Source organism: Geminicoccus sp. (assembly GCF_035556675.1).
Taxonomy (GTDB): Bacteria; Pseudomonadota; Alphaproteobacteria; order Geminicoccales; family Geminicoccaceae; genus Geminicoccus.
In genome coordinates this window covers 1-17,854 of the sequence record NZ_DATMFZ010000024.1, presented here as the reverse complement: position 1 = coordinate 17,854, position 17,854 = coordinate 1, and the positions used below count along the sequence as shown (strand labels likewise).

The window sequence follows — 17,854 nt, the reverse complement described above, 5'->3', positions numbered from 1 at the left end:
CCTCGGGGCCACCGCTCAGGCGGCAGTGGCGGCCTGGGCGGCGATGTCGCGGGTCAGCCGCTCGGGCACCTCGTCCAGATGGTCGACCTGCCAGGTGAAGAAGCCCACTCCCTGGGTCATCGAGCGGAGCTGCAGCACCAGGTCGTGGCTCTCGGCCTGGGGCAGGTTGGCGCTGATCTCGTCCCAGCCCGGCCAGTCCGACTTCGCCTCGTAGCCCAGCACCTGGCCGCGCTTGCCCGAGATCAGGGCCAGCGCCTTGGAGGTATAGTCGGAGGGCACCGAGATGCTGATGGTCAGGATCGGCTCCAGCAGCACCGGGTGGCAGTTCGGCAGCCCCTCCTTCAGCGCGAGACCGGTCGCCATCTTGAACGCCAGCTCGGAGCTGTCGACCGAGTGGAACTGGCCATCGTGCAGCGTGACCTCGACGTCGACCACCGGGAAGCCCAGCGGCCCCTTGGCCAGCCATTCCCGCGCCCCGTCCTCGACCGCCGGGATGAACTGCTTGGGCACGGCGCCCCCCACGATCTTGTTGCTGAACGCGAAGCCCTCGCCGCGCTCGCGCGGGCGGATCTCGATCTTCACGTCGGCGAACTGGCCATGGCCGCCGGTCTGCTTCTTGTGCCGCCCGTGCGCCTGGGTGCCCTTGCGGATCGTCTCGCGATAGGGGGTGCGCGGCGAATGGGTCTCCAGCTCCAGCCGGTACTTCTGGCGCAGCCGGTCCAGCGCCACCCGCAGATGCATCTCGCCCTGGCCCCACAGGATCGTCTGCCGCGTCTCCGGGTCGAGATCCAGGCGGATCGCCGGGTCCTCCTCGGCCAGCTTCTGGAAGGCCGCGGACAGCTTCACCTCGTCGTTGCGGTCCTTGGCATGGAGGGCGAAGGCGTACATCGGCTGGGGGGGCTCCAGGGACAGAAGGCTGCTGGCCTCCCCTTCCGTGCCGCCCAGCACGTCGCCGGTACGTACCCCCTCCATCCGGCCGAGCCCGACGATGGTGCCGCTCTCCGCCTCGCCCGCCGCCTCCGTCCGTGCGCCGTTCACTTCGAACAGGCCGGACACCCGGGAGCCGTCCAGCTGGACGCCGTCCTTGAGCGGCCCGCGCCAGACCCGCGCCAGGCTCAGCTTGCCGGCGTGGGGCACGTGGTAGGTCTTGAGGATCTGGACGAGCGGCGGGCCGTCCTTGGCAATGCCCAGCCGTTCCGCCGTGACGCCGGCATCCGGCGCCTCCTCGACCACCGCGCGCAGGAGCCGGCGCACGCCCATGTCGCGCTCGGCCACGCCCAGCAGCACCGGGACGACGCTGTCGGCGGACAGGCCGCGGGCGAGGTCCCGCAGTACGGTGCCCGGATCGACCGGCCGGTCCTCCAGCAATTGCTCGAGGAGCTCGTCGTCGAAATCCGCCAGCGTTTCCAGCATCTCCTGGCGCGCCTGGCTTTCCCGGTCCCGGTACTCCTCGGGCATCGACATCTCGTCGGAAGGGGCACCGGCCTTGAAGTGCCAGGCCTTCTCGTCGACCAGGTCGACATAGCCGACCAGGCCCTCGCCCCGGCCGATCGCATAGAGATGCGGCACCACCGGCCGCTGGCTGACCGCCCGCAGGCCCGCCAGCAGGTCGCGCCAGCGCACTTCCGAGCGGTCCATCTTGTTGACGAAGATCAGGTGCGGCAGGTGGATCGCGTCCAGGAAGTGGAGCAAGGGCGCCACCGCGACCAGGCGCTCCAGCACCGGCTCCACCACGACCACCGCCGCATCGACGCCCATCAGGACCGAGCGGGTGTCATGGATGAACTCCACCGAGCCCGGGCAGTCGATCACGGTGAGCCGCCGGCCTTCGAAGGCGACCGTGGCGCAGGTGGGCTCCGTGCTCATCTGTCGCGCCCGGGCTTCGGGCGCATGATCGCCTACCGATGTGCCATCGGCCACCTTGCCCTTGCGGGGAATGGCGCCGGACACGAACAGCATGCTTTCGAGCAGGCTCGTCTTCCCGGCACCGTTCGGCCCGACCAGCGCGAGATTGCATGGGTTTCGGTCGGTACTCATTCGTTCTCGGCCTCCCTTGTCCGTGCGCCGTCGGGCGCGGTCGGCACTCCATGGGCAGGAAGGCGTCCGACCGGCTCGCGCGATCGGGTATGACGCATGTTCAGGGGATCGGCGGCAATTGGCAACCCCGACGTCCAGGCCTTTTCCCGGATGCACGCCGGGGCGGACGCCTGCCTGCGGCGACATCGATGGGTGGACATGGCCCTGGAACTGGCGGATCATGGCAGGCCGTAGCGGCCTAGTTCCGGACGGTCGGGTGTTGTGGGGGCAGGCATGGATTGCGCGAGCCTCGAACGCTATCTCGAGGCGTATCTGGAAGGCCGGCTGCGCCGGGCGCAGTGGCTGGTGCTGCGCCGTCACGTGATGACCTGCCAGCATTGCCGCCATCGGGTGGAGGAGCTGCGCCGGTTTGAGGTCGATCTGCACCAGCGTTTTCGGGCCATGGCGCGGACCCAGCGGCTGTGGACCGGGCTGGAGCTCGACCTGGTCGGCCTGCCCAGCGCCGCCGCTTCCGGCGACACGCTGCCGCCGAAATCGCCGCGCCCCTCCATCTCCCCCTTGTCGGGTGCCCTCCTGCTGCCTCCGGCCCGGACCAGCCGTGCGACGGCCCTGCCACCCCAGGAGACGGCGCCGCGCGAGCAGCGCTGGTCGATGGTGGCACTGGTCTGCCTGGTGCTGGCCGGGGCGGGCACCGGCGGCTGGTTCCTGGTCCGTCCGGGGAGCGACCCTGGCGGGGAGGTCGCCTCGAGCCTGCGGCTCCTGGACGGCGGCCACACCGACGCCCCGGCGGAGGACGGCGCGCTCGCCATGCCGATCGGTGCCGCGATGCCGGACGAGACGTCACCGGTGGCCGCGGGCGGGGTCGATCTCGACCATGTCGAGGTCGGACCGGATCAGCTCCAGGGCTGGCTCGACCGGCAGCTGGGCCGCCCGATCGACCTGCCCCTGCCGGTGAAGGCGGAAATCGTCGGTGGCAGCGACGTGCCCATGGGCAATGAGCGCCGGCCCGCCGTGCTGATCGACACGCCGCAGGACGGCCGGCTGATGATCCTGCCGACCCCGGACGGGATGACCTCGATGTCGGCCGAAGTGGCGGGTCTCGCCAGGGAGCGCGGCTTCTCCCATCTGGTCCGGCGCTATGACGGCGTGACGTTGGATGTGCTGGGGGACGTATCGGCGGCCAGGCTGGACGAGCTGTTCTTCATCCCGGCCTCGCTGAACTGACCGCCCGGCGGGGCAGCGGCCTCGCCGCTGCGCTCGCCCAGCTGCAGGAGCAGGCGTTCCAGTTGCGGCACGCGGCTGCCGCGCAGCTCATGCCAGTCCCTGAGCGATTCCTCGAGCCGGCGGCCGAGCCGGTCCAGCCGCTGCAGATGGGTGCGCCAGCCCTCGTCCAGGCCGCGCAGCGCCTCCAGCAATTCGCCCATCCCCTCGGCGATCCGCCGCTCCTCCGCGGCGTGCCGGATCAGCGCCAACACGGCGAACAGGCTGGCCGGGCCCACCAGGCAGACCTGGCGTGTGATCGCCTCGTCCACCAGGAGCGGCTCGGCCGTGACCATGCCGGCGAAGACCTGCTCGTTCGGCACGAACAAGAGGGCCAGCGGTAGCGCCCCGTGCTCCGGCCTGGCCCAGCCCCGCTTGGCCACCTCGTTGATGCGGCCGCGCACGTCGCGCACGAAGGCCGACCTGGCCCGGCTGCGCGCCTCCTCGTCGCTGGCTTCGACCAGCTTCGCCCAGTTCTCGAACGGGAACTTGACGTCCATGTGCAGGACCCGTCCGTCCGCCAGGAGGAAGGTCAGGTCGGGGCGGGTGCCATTGGGAAGCTGGCGCTGGCGCACCCAGTGCAGGTTCTCGACCAGGCCCATGGCGCGCAGCAGGTCCTCGGCCATGCGCTCGCCCCACTGGCCGCGCACCCGCGCATGGACCAGGGCATCGCGCAGCGACGCGGTGGTCTCGGCCAGCTTCTCGGCACGGGCGAACGCCTGCTCGACCCGGCCGCCCAGGGTGGAGAAGCTCTCGGCGCGCTCCCGCTCGATCCGGCGGATCAGCTCGCCCAGCCGCTCGACCTGGCCCAGCACGTTCTGGATGCGCGCCTCGAACTCGGCCCGTTCGGTCTGGGCGCGGTGGCCCTGGAGCGTGCGCTCGACGGTGAACGCGGTCTGCACCGCCCGGGCCAGCTCGTCGGCGGCACGCTTCTCGCCCTCACGGGATAGTTCGGCAAAGGCGAGCTTCACCTGGTCCAGCAGGGCCTCGGTCTCCTCGGCACGCCGGTTGTCCAGCTCGGCCAGGGCATGGCGGGTGGCACCGCGCTGGCCGGCTGCGTCGCGGCGGCCGAGCAGGAAGCCCAGGGCCAGACCCGTCGCGAATGCCGCTCCCAGGCCGATCCAGATCTCCAAGCGCCTGCTCCCGCCACTCCCGTCCGCCAGTTGCCTAGCGTGCCGGTTTCGCTCAGCGCGAGCGGAAAACCGGCGGAGCGAGCTTGATCCAGCTCGTCATCCCACCATCTTACCATCCAGTTGGATGGTCCATGGATGGTCTAGGACATGACGGAGCGAGCTGAGCCGCGCGGTCGCAGCAGCGAGAGCGAGAAGATCACGCTCAATCTCGGCTTCGTCGACCTGGGCCAGATCGACCTGCTGGTGCGCGAAGGCTTCTATGCCAACCGCAGCGATTTCATCCGCACCGCGATCCGCAACCAGATCGACCGGCATGCCGATGCGCTGAACCGCTCGGCCGCACATCACGGCTTCGACCTGGGCCTGCGCCGCTACGACCGGGCCGAGCTCGAGGCGGCCCGGGCCGCCGGGCGCAGGCTGCGGATCCGCGTCCTGGGCCTGGCCACGATCGCCGCCGATGTGGACCCCGACCTGGCCCTGGCCACGGTCGAATCGGTGGTCGTCCTGGGATCATTCGTCGCCAGTCCCGAGGTGAAGGCCGCGCTGGGCGACCGGATCCATTGACCCCCTTTTTGCTCCTGTTCCAGGAAAGTCCCCCATCGGATGAGCAATCCCCTTGCCGATCGCATGGCCCATGCCATGCGCCTGATCCGTGCCGGCCGGCCTGCCGAGGCGACCGCCTGCCTGCGCGCATCCGGCAGCGAATCGCCTGACCTGCCGGAAGCCGGTCCGGTCCTGCCGGACCTGGCGACGCTCGACTTCGGCAGGCTCGGCGCCAAGCTGCGCCGGGGGCTCGGTGCTGCTCGCCCCGTTCCGGCCGAAATGGAGCCGCTGCCGGATGGCGCGGCCTTCCCCCAACGGCACTTCCAGGGTCCGCATGGCAGCCGGGACTATCGGCTCTACGTGCCGTCCTGCTGTGCCGCCGCACCACTGCCGCTCGTGGTGATGCTGCATGGCTGCACCCAGGATGCCAGCGACTTCGCCGCCGGCACGCGGATGAACCTGCAGGCGGAGCGCCACGGCCTGCTGGTGGCCTATCCCGAGCAGCCGGCCACGGCCAACCCGTCCTGCTGCTGGAACTGGTTCGAGCCTGGCCACCAGCAGAAGGAGCAGGGCGAGCCGGCCATCATCGCCGGGATCGTGGCGGAGGTCATGCGCGGCTACCCGGTCGACCCCACGCGGATCTTCGTCGCCGGCCTGTCCGCGGGCGGTGCCGCGGCGCTGGCCGCGGGCCTGCTCCATCCCGAGCTGTTCGCCGCCGTGGGCGTCCATTCCGGCCTGCCGTTCGGGGCTGCGCAGGACATGGCGTCGGCCTTTGCCGCCATGCGGGAGGGCCGGGCAGCAGGAAGGCGGCCGAAAGCCATGCGGCCGGTGCCGACCATCCTGTTCCACGGGACCCAGGACGGCACGGTCCATCCGCGCAACGCCAAGGCGGTGCTCGACCAGCTGCGCGCGCTGGGTCCGGCCGAGCCTGCGGAGGTCGAGCAGGGCCGGGTCCCGGGCGGGCACGACTATGCCCGCACCCTCTACCGTGATGGCGCCGGCCAGGTGGTGCACGAGCACTGGGCGATCCGTGGTGCTGGCCATGCCTGGTCCGGCGGCAGCGAAGCGGGATCCTACACCGATCCCCTGGGCCCGGACGCTTCGGCCGAGTTCGTCCGCTTCTTCCTGAGCCGGCCCGCCGCGTTCTCGCGTTGACACGATGTCGCGGCGCGTCGACGTTTCCGGACAGCCTGCCTGGGGGGAGAAGTCCGATGACCGGACGCGTCAAGCCGTTCCCGATGCCGTTTCTGTCGCGCCGTCATCTGCTCGGCAGCACGCTCAGCATGGCGGCGGTGGCACCGCTCGGCCGGCTGGCGCACGCTGCGGAAGAGGCCCAGGTCAACGTCTACAACTGGGACACCTATATCGGCTCGGAGACCGTGGTCGAGTTCACCGAGGCCACCGGCATCAAGGTGCGCTACGACCTGTTCGCCAGCGCGGACGAGCTGTTCGGCAAGATGCGCGAGGGCAATCCCGGCTATGACGTGATCTTCCCCTCGAACAACATCGTCGAGCGGATGGCCGTGGCCGGGATGCTGATCGAGGTCGACCAGGCCAAGATCCCGAATCTCAAGTTCATCACCCCGGCCTTCGCCAACGCGCCCTACAATCCCGGCCTGAAATGGGGTGCCCCCTATTTCTGGGGCACGCAGGGGATCGGCTACCGCAAGAGCCTGTTCGAGACGGCGCCAAAGTCCTGGAAGGACATGACCGAGAACGAGGCGGTCGCGGGCCGCTTCTCGCTCCTGTCGGATGCCGACACGCTGCGGATGGCGCTCAAGATCATCGGCGCCTCGCTGGACAGCCAGGATCCGGGCGAGATCGCGGCCGCCGCCGACTACCTCATCAGGATCAAGCCCGGCATCAAGAGCTTTGCCCCCGACACCGGCCAGGACCTGCTCCTGTCCGGCGAGGTCGATGCCTGCCTGGAATGGTCCGGCGACGTCCTGCAGGTCGCCGCGGAGGACGAGGACCTGGCCTATGTCATCCCGGTCGAAGGCAGCATGCTCTGGACCGACAACATGGTCATTCCGAAGGGCGCACCGCACCCGGACAATGCCCATGCCTTCATCAACTTCATCCTGACGCCGGAGGTCCACGCCGCGATCGCCGCCGAGATCGGCTATGGCTGCCCCAACCAGGCGGCCCTCGACCTGATCCCGGAAGCCGATCGCACCAACCCCGCGATCTACCCGGCGGAGGAGACTCTCGCCCGCTGCGAGTACGCCACCTACAAGGGCGAGAAGGTGGAGAAGCTCTACGAGGACGCGCTGACCAGGGTGCTCGCGGCCTGAGCGAACATGGCGGCCACCGCTCTCGGGGCCGCCACGGTTTGACCTGTCATCGGCGCGCGGCCATCCTGCGCTCGTCCAGAGGATGTCGCTGCCGGACGAGGCAGCCGCTTTCGGTTCGGAGGTTCCCCATGATTCCTGTGCGCCGCCGTGGCCTTCTGGGAGGCGGGCTCGCCGTCGCCGGCCTGCTGCCGCTGTCGCGCTTCGCCCGCGCGCAGGAAGACCAGGTGAACGTCTACAACTGGGACACCTATATCGGCAGCGACACGCTGGCCGAGTTCACCGACGCGACCGGCATTGCCGTCCGCTACGACCTCTACGCCTCCTCCGACGAGCTGTTCGGCAAGCTGCGCGAGGGCAATCCCGGCTACGACGTGATCTTTCCGTCCAACAACTATGTGGAGCGGATGGTCGCGGGCGACATGCTGATGCCGCTCGATCACGCGCTGGTGCCGAACCTGAGGAACATCGCACCCGCCTTCGCCAATCCCAGCTACGACCCCGGGCTGAAATACGGTGCCCCCTACACCTACAGCCTGCTGGTGATCGGCTACCGCAAGTCGGCCGTGGCCGAGCCGCCCACCTCCTGGTCGGCGGTGTTCGGCCCGGATGCGCCGGTCGGCCGGGTGTCGCTGCCGAACGAGACCGATCTCGTCCGGGCGGCCCTGAAGTCGCTGGGCAAGTCGCTGAACACGGAGGACCCGGCCGATCTCGAGGCCGCGGAGAAGCTGCTGCTCGAGGTGAAGCGGCGGGGCGTGGTCAAGATGTTCGCCCCGGACACCGGGCAGGACCTGCTCCTGTCGGGCGAGGTCGATCTCGCGGTCGACTGGATGGGCGACCTGCGCCAGGTCATGGCCGAGGACGACGACCTCGACTTCGCGGTGCCGAGCGAGGGCACCGTGCTGGGCATCGACTGCATGTGCATCCCCAAGGGTGCGCCGCATCCGACCGCCGCCCATGCCTTCATCGACTTCGTGCTGCGCCCGGAGATCCATGCCGCGATCGCCGAGGAGATCCAGTACGCGATCCCGAACCAGCCGGCGGTCGAGCTCCTGCCGGCCGAGACCCGCGACGACCCGCAGGTCTATCCGCCGGCGGACGTGCTGGCGAAGTCGGAAACGCCGGCCTATCGCGGCGAGGCCGCGGAGAAGCTGTTCGAGGACGTCCTGACCCGGGTGCTGGCGGCTTGACGGCGCCCGAGGGCTCTTCTTCAACTCGGACCAGGACCTGACAGGGACGAACCGGCCGGCCGCCTCGCCGGCCCGCTAGCGAGGACGGCGCTTGGAGTACTGGCGGCGGCAGCCCTGGGTGTTCGCGACCTTCATCGGCCCAGGCACGCTGTGGCTGCTCCTGTTCTTCCTCCTCCCGCTCGGCTGGATCTGGCTGTTCGCGGTGGGCGAGCGGGCGGGTCCGGTCGACATCGTGGTGACCTGGACGCTCGAGAACTATCGGGAAGCACTGCAGCCGGTCTATCTGCAGCTCTTCCTCAAGACCTTCCTGATCGCATTGGTCTCCACCGCGATCTGCCTGGTGGTGGCCTTCCCGGTGGCGCTGGCGATCTGCTTCGCGCCGGAGCGTTACAAGAACGTCCTGCTCCTGCTCGTCATCCTGCCGTTCTGGACCAACATGCTGATCCGCACCTATGCGATGATCGCGATGCTGCGCCAGAACGGCTTCGTCAATGACGGGATCGGCCTGCTCTGGACGGGGCTGAAATACCTGCTGACACCCGTCGGCATGGACGGGCTGATGGGCGAGCGCTTCGCGCCCCTGCCCCTGCTCTACAACAACACCGCGGTGATCCTGGGCATCGTCTATGTCTACCTGCCCTTCATGGTCCTGCCGCTCTACGCCAACCTGGAGAAGCTCGACCGCTCGCTGATCGAGGCGTCGCTCGACCTGGGCGCCAGCCAGGTGCGGACCTTCTTCGAGATCATCGTCCGGCTGGCCAGGCCCGGCATCGTGTCCGGCATCATCCTGGTGTTCATCCCGGCACTCGGCACCTTCCTGATCTCCGACCTTTTGGGCGGGCCGGACAGCCAGCTGATCGGCAACGTGGTCGAGCGACAGTTCCGTGCGGCCAACAACCTGCCGCTGGGCTCGGCCCTGTCGTTCCTCCTGCTCTACCTGACCTTCATCGCACTGGCCCTGCGCGCCTGGTTCGCGGCACGGGCGGAGAAGGCCGATGCGTAATCCGATCGGGCCCCTGGAGTTCACCCGACGCGGCTGGGTGCGGCTGTGGCTGCTCGCCGTGTTCGTGTTCCTCTACGCGCCGATCGTCATCCTGATCGCCTTCTCCTTCAACCAGTCGCGCCGCAACATCGTCTGGACCGGATTCACCACCGACTGGTACGGCCGGGCGCTCAACAACGCCTCGCTGATCGAGGCCTTCACCAACTCGATCATGATCGCGGTGATCTCGACGATCCTGTCGGTGATCCTGGGTGGGCTCCTGGCGCTGGGCCTCTACCGCTTCCGCTTCCCGGGCAAGCCGGTGCTGGACGGGGTCTCCGCCCTGCCGATCGTGATCCCCGAGATCTGCATGGGCGTCTCGCTCCTGGTGTTCTACGCCCGGATCGGCTGGCCCACCGGCCTGCCCTGGCCGCTCAACCTGAGCCAGGTGATCATCGGCCACGTCGTGTTCAGCTTCCCGTTCGTGGCCGTGGTGGTGCGCGCCCGCATGGAGGGCTTCGACCGCTCGCTGGAGGAGGCGTCCAAGGATCTGGGCGCTTCGGAGTGGCAGACCTTCTGGAACGTCACCCTGCCCTACATGAAGACCGGGCTGATCGCGGGCGCGCTGCTGGCGATGACGCTGTCGCTGGACGACTTCGTGATCACCTTCTTCACCAGCGGCCCCGAGACGATCACCTTCCCGGTCAAGATCTACTCGATGGTCCGCCAGAGCGTGACCCCTGAGGTGAACGCCGCCTCGACCATCCTGATCCTGTTCACCGTCCTTTTGACGGTGATCGCGCTGAAGTTCCAGAAACCTTCGGAGGGCGTCGGCTGACCATGAGCAACGGCGTCCCGATCGTCCGGTTCGAGAACATCGAGAAGAGCTTCGGCTCGTTCAAGGCGGTGGACGGCGTCACGCTGGACGTACCGAACAACAGCTTCTTCGCGCTGCTGGGCCCCTCGGGCTGTGGCAAGACCACGCTTTTGCGCATGCTGGCCGGCTTCGAATATCCCACTTCGGGCCGGATCCTGATCGACGGCGAGGACATGGCCGGAATCCCGCCGAACAAGCGCCCGGTCAACATGGTGTTCCAGTCCTACGCCGTGTTCCCGCACATGACCGTGCGCGAGAATGTCGGCTACGGCCTGAAGGTCTCGGGCGTGCCCAAGAGCGAGATCGAGCCCAGGGTCGAGGAAGCCATCCAGATGGTGCGGCTCGACGGCTTTGCGGATCGCAAGCCGGACAAGCTGTCCGGCGGCCAGCGGCAGCGCGTGGCGCTGGCCCGGGCGCTGGTGAAGAAGCCGAAGCTCCTGCTCCTGGACGAGCCCCTGTCGGCGCTGGACAAGAAGCTGCGCGAGGACATGCAGCTGGAGCTGGTCCGCCTGCAGCAGGAGGTCGGGATCAGCTTCGTGATCGTCACCCACGACCAGGACGAGGCCCTGTCGATGGCCGATCTGATCGCGGTGATGAACCGGGGCAAGGTCTTGCAGGTGGCGCCGCCCTGGGACCTGTACGAGGAGCCGAACTGCCGGTTCGTCGCGGACTTCATCGGCGAGATGAACCTGTTCGAGGGGCGGATGCTCTCCGCGGATGGCGGCCAGGCCCGCCTCGACCTCAAGGGGATCGGGCTTGTCGACGTGCCCTGGGACTATCCTCCCACCTCGGACGTGGCGCTGGCGGTCCGGCCCGAGAAGATGCGGCTCTATCGCGAGGAGCCGGAGCTCGGCTGGGTGCGGCTGCCGGGCAAGGTCGCGCAGGTCGCCTATTTCGGCGACAACAGCCAGGTGTTCGTGGAGACCAGCCAGGCCGGACGGGTCGTGGTCCTGCGCCACAACCAGTCGCGCTCGCGCGACGAGCCGTATCGCACCGGCGCCGATTGCTGGGTGGCGTTCGAGCCGACCGACGGGATCGTGCTGAGCGACTGATCCCGAACCGGATCTGTCCAAAAACGACTGCGGGGGGAGCCGAAGCTCCCCCCGCATCGAGCAGCAGCGATCGAGCGGCGGATCAGCCCGGCCGGCCGACCACGATCAGGCTCTGCCCCCAGGTCACGATCTCTTCGCGCTTGTCGTTGTCCACGTCGAACAGGATCGGGAAGGCCACCCAACGGTCATAGACGTTGGAGCTGGACTTCTCCTTCACCTTGTTGCCCTTCAGGTTCCAGTACCAGCCCTTGGTGAGGATCGGCTTGCCGCTGCCGTTGAACACCTCGCCGAACATCGCGACCAGTTCGTCGGTGCGCTTGTCGCCGTCGAGCTGGGCGTTCTGCATCGGCAGGATCCGGCGGCTGATCGTGCGGACTACCTTGCCGTTCTTGTTGAGCACATAGGTCTTGGCGTTCTTCTCGGTCCCACGCTGGGTCATGGTGATCGAGAGATCCTTGGGCGCCGGATCGAGCTGGGCGATCGCCAGTTCCTGCGGATTCTTGACCGGAGCTTTCCAGAGCCGCTTGCAGTTGCTGGCATTGAACGCCGCACCGCCGGTAGCGCCGACTGCGACAGCGGTGATCTGCGAGGACTTCGGGCTGAGCTTCGCGATCCGGACGGCGTCGACATGGTCGCCGGAAGGCCAGCCGCTCAGCGTGCAGCGCACCTTGCCCTTGAAGTCGAGGGCATACTTGCCGACGAAGAAATACTCCTGGTAGCCATCGTTGTTGGCATCTATGCCCGCGGTCTGATGACCTGCGTCACAGGTGTCGCGATGCCACAGCTTCTTCAGGTTCTGGTCAAAGGCGACCACTCGGGTCCAGTTGTCCGCCCAGTTCCTCTTGTGGCATTTGGCGCTACCGCCTGGCTGCTCATGAGCCACGAGAATGATCGGCTTCTTGTCCGACTGCTTGCGGTAGACGGCGATCCGGCAGTAGGCCTTCGGACCATTGCTCTGCCCGCTCAGCGTGACCCGCCGGATCTCCTTGCCGGTCGCCCCCTCACGCGCGACCAGGACCTTGCTCGAGCCGTTCTGCCAGCAGTGGAGGATGTCCGGCTTGCCACCGCTGTTCATGTTCAGGATGGCGGCGGTGTCCCGATGGATGAAGGCCTCGGAGCCCTGCCGGCGCGCCGAGCCGTTGGTCACCTGCCAGAGCTTCTTTCCGCCGGGATCGTAGACCCGCATGATGCGGTGGCCGTTCCAGTGGACGAAGCCGTACTTGCCATCGTTGTTGGTATCGATCGGCAGGAGGCTGGAATAGGCGTTGTCGATGGCGTTGCCATCCAGGTTGATCTTGCGGACGACCTGGGCCTTCAGCGCGCTCTTGCCCTTCGCGGACGAGCCCGCCCGGGATGTGGGCACGTATTCCATGCCGCGCGGCGCATTGCGGTGAAGCAGGACCCGGTCCCGGAGCTTGAGCTCCAGGTCCGCCGCCTGCCCCGTTTCCGGCCAGGCGGTAGTGGCCGTCAGCAGTGCCAGCAGGCCCAGCCCCATCATCGAAAACACGCGTGGCCGACCAGCGGCTCGCTGAAGCTTCATGTCTGTCTTTCCTGATCACGTACCGGATCTTGGGGAAGGGTTGATCTTCCGCTTTCGGGAAAGTGGCAAGATCGATGTCCGCCAATCCACCATATCTCACCACATTAACGAGTTTTCATTCCGCAATTTACCGGATACCAGGAAGACTTTCTCCAAAACTTCCGCGCCAGGACTGAGGACACGCCGCCGCAAGCGTCACCGATGCCGCAGCGCCAAGATTACTGAGAGGCAAGGCGGAAATGCATGGTGCCGCCCGCGAAGCAGCGGGCGGCGCGGCGTCGTCAGCGGATCTCGGCGGCGACGATCAGGCTCTGCCCCCACACCACCATCTCGTCCTTGCCGTCCTTGTCCACGTCGACCAGCAGCGGGAACGCGGCCCAGTGGTCGTACACGTTGGAGCTCGGCACGGTCGTCACCTTGCTGCCTTTCAGGTTCCAGTACCAGTTCCTGGACAGCAGCCGCTTGCCGGTGCCGGTGAATACTTCACCGAACATGGCGAGGATCTCGTCGGTGCGCCCGTTGCCGTCCAGCTCGGCGTTCTGCATCGGAATGATCCGCGCGCCGATCGTGCGCACGATCTTTCCGTCGGCGTTGAGAATGTAGGTCTTGGCATCCGGCTCCGAGCCGCGCTGCGTGACGGTCACCGACAAGGGCTTGGGCGCCGGATCGAGTTGGGCAATCGACAGTTCCTGAGGGTTCTTGATGGTCTTCGAGAAGCCCCACAGCCACTTGCAGTTGCTGGCGTCGAAGGCTCCGCCCCCGGTCGCGCCTACGGCCACGGCCACCATGCGGGAGGAACTCGGGTCCAGCCGGGCGACACGCACGGCATCGACATGGTCCTTCGCCGACCATCCCTTAAGGCTGCAGCGAATCTTGCCGTTGAAGTCGAGTCCGTACTTGCCAATGAAGAAATACTCCTGATAGCCGTCATTGTTCGCATCGACGCCAGCTGACTGATGGCCGGCATGGCAGATGTCCGTTTGCCACAGCTGCTTGAGCCCTGTGGTGTAGGCTATGACGCGCGTCCAGTTATCAATGTAGTTCTTGCCATCGCACTTGGCACTGCCACCAGACTGACGTGCCGCCAGTAGAACGATGGGTTGTTTGTCGGACTGCTTCCGGTAGACGGAAATCTTGCACCAGGACGTCTCGGTATTGATCTGATCGCTCACGGATACGCGGCGGATCTCCTGGCCGTTGACGCCATTGCGCGCGATCAGGAGCTTCTGTGAACCCGACTGCCAGCAATGAAGCACGTCTTCCTTGCCATCGCCGTTCAGGTCCAGGATGGCCGCGCCGTCTCGGTGAATGTAGGAGGCGTTGGTCAGGCGTCGCCCGGAGCTGTTGGTGACCTGCCACAGCTTGTTACCGGCCTGGCCGTAGAGGCGCATGATCCGGTGGCCGTTCCAGTGCAGGAACTCGGTAGTTCCGTTCCGATTGTAGTCCAGCGGCAGGACGCTCGAATAGACGTTGAGCAGAGGATCGCCATCCAGGTCGATTCTGAGCTTGACCTTGGTTGACAGCGAGGACTTGGCTGCAGTCGAGGCACCGGCTCGTGAGGTCGCGACATACTCCATTCCGCGAGACGGCACCCGGTGCAGAAGGATTCGATCGTTGAGCTTGTCCGCCACAGCCTCGTGGGGCGACAGGACGGTCGCCGCAGTCAGCCCAAAGAGCAGGATGGCTGCGCTCCACCGGGCGCCGCTGAAGTAGCTCATCTCGTTTTGTCCGACTTGTGCACGTCATCTTGCGGACCGGCCGCCCGCAAGACCGAGATGGCATGGCTACCAAATTTATCTATATATTTTCCGGAAATTACGCATTCTTCATCAAGCTGCGGCGCAACATCCGGCAAGCGGCAGGCCCGCCCAATGCTTGTCTGGGCACCCGCTTCGTCGGATGTATCCAGAGGTGAGTTCCGCGAGAAGATTACAGGCTCGTAAGCACGCACGGCCGCCCCGGAGATCGGATGCGGCCGTGCCGAAAGGGTAGGAGAAGCAGGAGCCGGGCGGCTCAGGCGGCCAGGTAGCCGCCGTCCACCACGATCGTCTCGCCCGTGATCATGTTCGATGCGTCGGAAGCGAGGAACAGGATGGCGTCCGCGACCTCGATCGGCTCGAGGAACCGGCCCATCGGGATCTTCGCCTTCTGCGGGTCGCCCTTCTCCGGCGGCCCCCAGACCTTGCGCCCCATCGGCGTCAGCGTGACGGTCGGGCAGACCGCGTTGACCTGGATGTTGTGCTTGGCCCACTCCAGCGTCAGGCACTGGCCCAGGATGTTCACGCCGGCCTTGGATGCGCAGTAGGCGGCATGGTCGAGCACCGCCGCCTTGCCGGCGGTCGAGCTGACATTGATGATCTTGCCCCAGCGCTGCGCGATCATGGCCGGAGCCAGGGCCTGCGCGAACAGGAACGGGGCCCGCAGGTTGACCGCCATCACCTCGTCCCAGTCCTCGACGCTGTGCTCCAGGGCGGGAAACACCCGCGCGATCCCGGCATTGTTCACCAGGATGTCGATCGTCCCCCATTCCTTCAGCGCTTGGGCACAGGCCTGACGCGGCCCCTCGACCGTGCCGAGATCGGCCACGATCGTCAGGCAGCGCCGGCCGAGCCGCTCCACCGCTTCCCTGGCCTCGTCCAGCCCGGCCTGATCGCGGCCGACCGCGACGATGTCGGCACCGGCATCGGCCAGCACCGCGCAGGTCGCCGCCCCGATCCCCTTGCTGGCGCCGGTCACCAGTGCCTTGCGCCCGGTCAGACTGAACCTTTTCACGAACTCGGACATTCCGCCTCCCTCTTTCTGCCAGCCATGGCAGCGTGCCGACCCTGCCGCCCCGAGGTTCGAGGTGCAACCGTCGGCGGCAGCTGTTAGGTCTGGCGCGCCTCTTGGCGACAGCGGGATGACGGATGACCACGGGCCTGCGCTTCGATGCGGACGGCACGGCCAGCTGCTGGTGGCATGGCGGCCACGACGACTACCGGCGCTACCACGACACCGAATGGGGCCGCCCGGTGGCCGACGACATCCGCCTGTTCGAGAAGCTCTGCCTGGAGGGTTTCCAGTCCGGCCTGTCCTGGCACACGATCCTGCGCAAGCGCGACAATTTCCGCCGGGCCTTCCGTGGCTTCGATCCCGAGACCCTGACCGGGTTCGGCGAGGCCGAGGTCCAGGCCCTGCTCCAGGATGCCGGGATCGTGCGCCATCGCGGCAAGATCGAATCGGTGCTGAACAACGCCCGGCGCTATCTGGAGCTGCGCGCAGAGGCCGGCTCGCTGGCCGCGTTCGTCTGGCGCTTCGAGCCGCCGCCGGAAGCACGGCCCACGAGCTTCGACCACGCCACCCTGAAGGCCCTGGGCAAGACTCCGGAATCCACCGCCCTGTCCAACGCGCTGCGCCGGCGCGGCTGGAGCTTCGTGGGCCCCACCACCGTGTATGCGTTCATGCAGTCCTGCGGCCTGGTCAACGACCATCTGGAAGGCTGTACCTGCCGCCCGGCCTGCGAGGCCCTGCGCCTGGCCTTCGTCCGACCGCGCTGAACGAGTCTCTTCCCCGCCAGACCCTGGAGCCGATCTTGCCCCTGCGGATCACCACGCTGAACGTCAACTCGATCCGGATCCGGCTGGAACTGATCCGCCAGGTCGTGGCCATGCTCGATCCGGACGTCCTGTGCCTGCAGGAGATCAAGATCGAGACCGAGCGCTTTCCCACGGCCGAGCTGGCTGCCCTGGGCTTCCAGCACCAGCACGTCTTCGGCCAGAAGGCCTATCATGGCGTGGCGATCCTGGCGAAGCGGCCGTTCCGCTCGGTGGGCACCAGGGTCTGGTGCGGCAGCGACCATGCCCGGCACTGCTTCGTCACCCTGGAGAACGGCCTGGAGATCCACGACTTCTACGTCCCGGCCGGCGGCGACATCCCGGATCCCGAGATCAACCCGAAGTTCCGGCACAAGCTGGAGATGCTGGCGGAGATGACCCACTGGCTGGAGGGGATGGAGGCGCGCGACCATCCGATGGTGCTGGTGGGCGACCTCAACATAGCCCCCCTGGAGGAGGACGTCTGGAGCCACAAGCAGCTCCTGAACGTCGTCTCCCACACGCCGGTGGAAGTCGAGGCCCTGCTCCGGCTGCAGCGGGCCTACGACTTCACCGACGCCCTGCGCGTGCTCACCCCGCCGCCCGCGAAGCTGTATTCCTGGTGGTCGTACCGCAACCGCGACTGGGCGCTGAGCGACCGCGGCCGGCGGCTGGACCATGTCTGGCTGGCGCCGGCGATCAAGGACCGGCTGGCCGGAGGCTCGATCTTGCGGGAAGCACGCGGCTGGGAGCAACCCTCCGACCATGTCCCGGTGACGGTGGAGCTGGATCTTTGATGGGGAACCGGCGTCAGGCCTGTCCTGTGCCCCTGGTCGTATAGCGAGAACAGCGGCTCTGGCCGATCATAGGGGTAGCGGCGCCCACAGGCCTTCGTCGAAGCCGGCAAGCGCTGCTTTGCCGGCAGTCACGTCCATCACGCGGCAGATGTCCTCGAGGGCTGCCGCCACGGCCCCGTGGTCCTCGTACGACACAAAATCCAGGCGGTGCCGGAGCAGATGGGCCCACGGGTCTGGATGGCCGCCGCCGATCGGCACGACGCGCCGGCCAGCAGCTCGAATCGGGGTCTCCTGCCGCGCCGCCCGGTCCGTGCCCCCCGCCTACCGGACCAGACACTCTGGATACCCCTCCGCCGCCATGAACTGCTTGGTCTCCACCCACCAGTCCATGTCCGCCGCCCACCTGGCCCGCCGCTCCCCGGCCTCCTCCGCCCCGAGCGTCCCCCAGATCACGACCCCGTCCGCCCCCAGCCGCTTCAGCGTCTCGAGCTGGGTCAGGAACACGCCCTTCTCCACCAGCTTGCGCCGGATCGCCGGGTCGGAGGCGAAGTCGTGGTATTGCGGCCAGAGATAGGGATAG

The 17,854-nt window shown here is 67.5% G+C and carries 16 protein-coding genes and 1 pseudogene; 10 read left to right on the top strand and 7 right to left on the bottom strand.

Annotated features, from left to right (window positions below; all coding sequences use genetic code 11):
• Nucleotides 1–15: 15 nt before the first annotated feature.
• Complete coding sequence (locus VNS22_RS01615; protein WP_325728926.1) at nt 16–2,037, bottom strand: elongation factor G; 2,022 nt, start codon at nt 2,035–2,037, stop codon at nt 16–18.
• Between the two features lie 273 nt (nt 2,038–2,310).
• Between VNS22_RS01615 and VNS22_RS01610 the strand changes: the two genes are divergently transcribed.
• Nucleotides 2,311–3,261 carry a hypothetical protein gene (locus VNS22_RS01610; protein ID WP_325728923.1) on the top strand — a complete coding sequence of 317 codons (951 nt, stop codon included), beginning with the start codon at nt 2,311–2,313 and terminating at the stop codon, nt 3,259–3,261.
• Here the strand turns inward: VNS22_RS01610 and VNS22_RS01605 are convergent.
• Complete coding sequence (locus VNS22_RS01605; protein WP_325728921.1) at nt 3,174–4,430, bottom strand: DNA recombination protein RmuC; 1,257 nt, start codon at nt 4,428–4,430, stop codon at nt 3,174–3,176. The genes VNS22_RS01610 and VNS22_RS01605 overlap by 88 nt on opposite strands.
• 147 nt (nt 4,431–4,577) lie before the next feature.
• Between VNS22_RS01605 and VNS22_RS01600 the strand changes: the two genes are divergently transcribed.
• The 7 genes from VNS22_RS01600 to VNS22_RS01570 all read left to right on the top strand — a co-directional run bounded on the left by VNS22_RS01600 (nt 4,578) and on the right by VNS22_RS01570 (nt 11,365).
• Nucleotides 4,578–4,994 (top strand): hypothetical protein, encoded by a 417-nt coding sequence (locus tag VNS22_RS01600; protein WP_325728920.1) that lies wholly within the window; start codon nt 4,578–4,580, stop codon nt 4,992–4,994.
• 39 nt (nt 4,995–5,033) lie between these two features.
• Nucleotides 5,034–6,128 carry a PHB depolymerase family esterase gene (locus tag VNS22_RS01595; protein ID WP_325728918.1) on the top strand — a complete coding sequence of 365 codons (1,095 nt, stop codon included), beginning with the start codon at nt 5,034–5,036 and terminating at the stop codon, nt 6,126–6,128.
• A gap of 56 nt (nt 6,129–6,184) precedes the next feature.
• On the top strand, nt 6,185–7,267 hold the full coding sequence (locus tag VNS22_RS01590; RefSeq protein ID WP_325728916.1) for a spermidine/putrescine ABC transporter substrate-binding protein: 1,083 nt from the start codon (nt 6,185–6,187) through the stop codon (nt 7,265–7,267).
• Between the two features lie 128 nt (nt 7,268–7,395).
• Nucleotides 7,396–8,454, top strand: a complete 1,059-nt coding sequence (locus VNS22_RS01585) for a spermidine/putrescine ABC transporter substrate-binding protein (RefSeq protein WP_325728914.1) — start codon at nt 7,396–7,398, stop codon at nt 8,452–8,454.
• A 91-nt stretch (nt 8,455–8,545) separates the two neighbouring features.
• Nucleotides 8,546–9,457 carry an ABC transporter permease gene (locus VNS22_RS01580; protein ID WP_325728912.1) on the top strand — a complete coding sequence of 304 codons (912 nt, stop codon included), beginning with the start codon at nt 8,546–8,548 and terminating at the stop codon, nt 9,455–9,457.
• Entirely contained in the window at nt 9,450–10,274 is an 825-nt protein-coding gene (locus tag VNS22_RS01575) for an ABC transporter permease (RefSeq protein WP_325728910.1), read from the top strand. The genes VNS22_RS01580 and VNS22_RS01575 overlap by 8 nt, the downstream gene beginning before the upstream one ends.
• A 2-nt stretch (nt 10,275–10,276) precedes the next feature.
• Complete coding sequence (locus VNS22_RS01570) at nt 10,277–11,365, top strand: ABC transporter ATP-binding protein (protein ID WP_325728909.1); 1,089 nt, start codon at nt 10,277–10,279, stop codon at nt 11,363–11,365.
• Between the two features lie 82 nt (nt 11,366–11,447).
• Here VNS22_RS01570 and VNS22_RS01565 read toward each other — a convergent pair whose 3' ends face one another.
• The 3 genes from VNS22_RS01565 to VNS22_RS01555 form a co-directional block, all read right to left on the bottom strand.
• Complete coding sequence (locus VNS22_RS01565) at nt 11,448–12,905, bottom strand: hypothetical protein (protein WP_325728908.1); 1,458 nt, start codon at nt 12,903–12,905, stop codon at nt 11,448–11,450.
• Nucleotides 12,906–13,186: 281 nt separating this feature from the next.
• A complete protein-coding gene (locus VNS22_RS01560; protein ID WP_325728906.1) occupies nt 13,187–14,623 on the bottom strand; it encodes a hypothetical protein in 1,437 nt (478 codons plus the stop codon).
• Between the two features lie 295 nt (nt 14,624–14,918).
• Nucleotides 14,919–15,689, bottom strand: a complete 771-nt coding sequence (locus tag VNS22_RS01555; RefSeq protein ID WP_325728903.1) for an SDR family oxidoreductase — start codon at nt 15,687–15,689, stop codon at nt 14,919–14,921.
• A 122-nt stretch (nt 15,690–15,811) separates the two neighbouring features.
• Between VNS22_RS01555 and VNS22_RS01550 the strand changes: the two genes are divergently transcribed.
• Together VNS22_RS01550 and VNS22_RS01545 are read left to right on the top strand one after the other, a co-directional pair.
• Complete coding sequence (locus VNS22_RS01550) at nt 15,812–16,441, top strand: DNA-3-methyladenine glycosylase I (RefSeq protein ID WP_325728901.1); 630 nt, start codon at nt 15,812–15,814, stop codon at nt 16,439–16,441.
• A 35-nt stretch (nt 16,442–16,476) separates the two neighbouring features.
• Nucleotides 16,477–17,274, top strand: coding sequence for an exodeoxyribonuclease III (locus VNS22_RS01545; RefSeq protein WP_325728898.1), 798 nt, complete (start codon nt 16,477–16,479; stop codon nt 17,272–17,274).
• Between the two features lie 71 nt (nt 17,275–17,345).
• Here the strand turns inward: VNS22_RS01545 and VNS22_RS28690 are convergent.
• Nucleotides 17,346–17,496: pseudogene (locus VNS22_RS28690) on the bottom strand (IS256 family transposase); the annotation flags it as partial.
• A gap of 99 nt (nt 17,497–17,595) precedes the next feature.
• The coding region (locus tag VNS22_RS01540) for a hypothetical protein (RefSeq protein WP_325728896.1) at nt 17,596–17,854 on the bottom strand (259 nt) is incomplete at its 5' end.

Coding starts and splice junctions, on each gene's coding strand:
- VNS22_RS01550 (WP_325728901.1), top strand. CDS start 15,812: ATGACCACGGGCCTGCGCTTCGATGCGGACGGCACGGCCAGCTGCTGG.
- VNS22_RS01555 (WP_325728903.1), bottom strand. CDS start 15,689: ATGTCCGAGTTCGTGAAAAGGTTCAGTCTGACCGGGCGCAAGGCACTG.
- VNS22_RS01595 (WP_325728918.1), top strand. CDS start 5,034: ATGAGCAATCCCCTTGCCGATCGCATGGCCCATGCCATGCGCCTGATC.
- VNS22_RS01585 (WP_325728914.1), top strand. CDS start 7,396: ATGATTCCTGTGCGCCGCCGTGGCCTTCTGGGAGGCGGGCTCGCCGTC.
- VNS22_RS01575 (WP_325728910.1), top strand. CDS start 9,450: ATGCGTAATCCGATCGGGCCCCTGGAGTTCACCCGACGCGGCTGGGTG.
- VNS22_RS01560 (WP_325728906.1), bottom strand. CDS start 14,623: ATGAGCTACTTCAGCGGCGCCCGGTGGAGCGCAGCCATCCTGCTCTTT.
- VNS22_RS01590 (WP_325728916.1), top strand. CDS start 6,185: ATGACCGGACGCGTCAAGCCGTTCCCGATGCCGTTTCTGTCGCGCCGT.
- VNS22_RS01600 (WP_325728920.1), top strand. CDS start 4,578: ATGACGGAGCGAGCTGAGCCGCGCGGTCGCAGCAGCGAGAGCGAGAAG.
- VNS22_RS01565 (WP_325728908.1), bottom strand. CDS start 12,905: ATGAAGCTTCAGCGAGCCGCTGGTCGGCCACGCGTGTTTTCGATGATG.
- VNS22_RS01570 (WP_325728909.1), top strand. CDS start 10,277: ATGAGCAACGGCGTCCCGATCGTCCGGTTCGAGAACATCGAGAAGAGC.
- VNS22_RS01610 (WP_325728923.1), top strand. CDS start 2,311: ATGGATTGCGCGAGCCTCGAACGCTATCTCGAGGCGTATCTGGAAGGC.
- VNS22_RS01615 (WP_325728926.1), bottom strand. CDS start 2,037: ATGAGTACCGACCGAAACCCATGCAATCTCGCGCTGGTCGGGCCGAAC.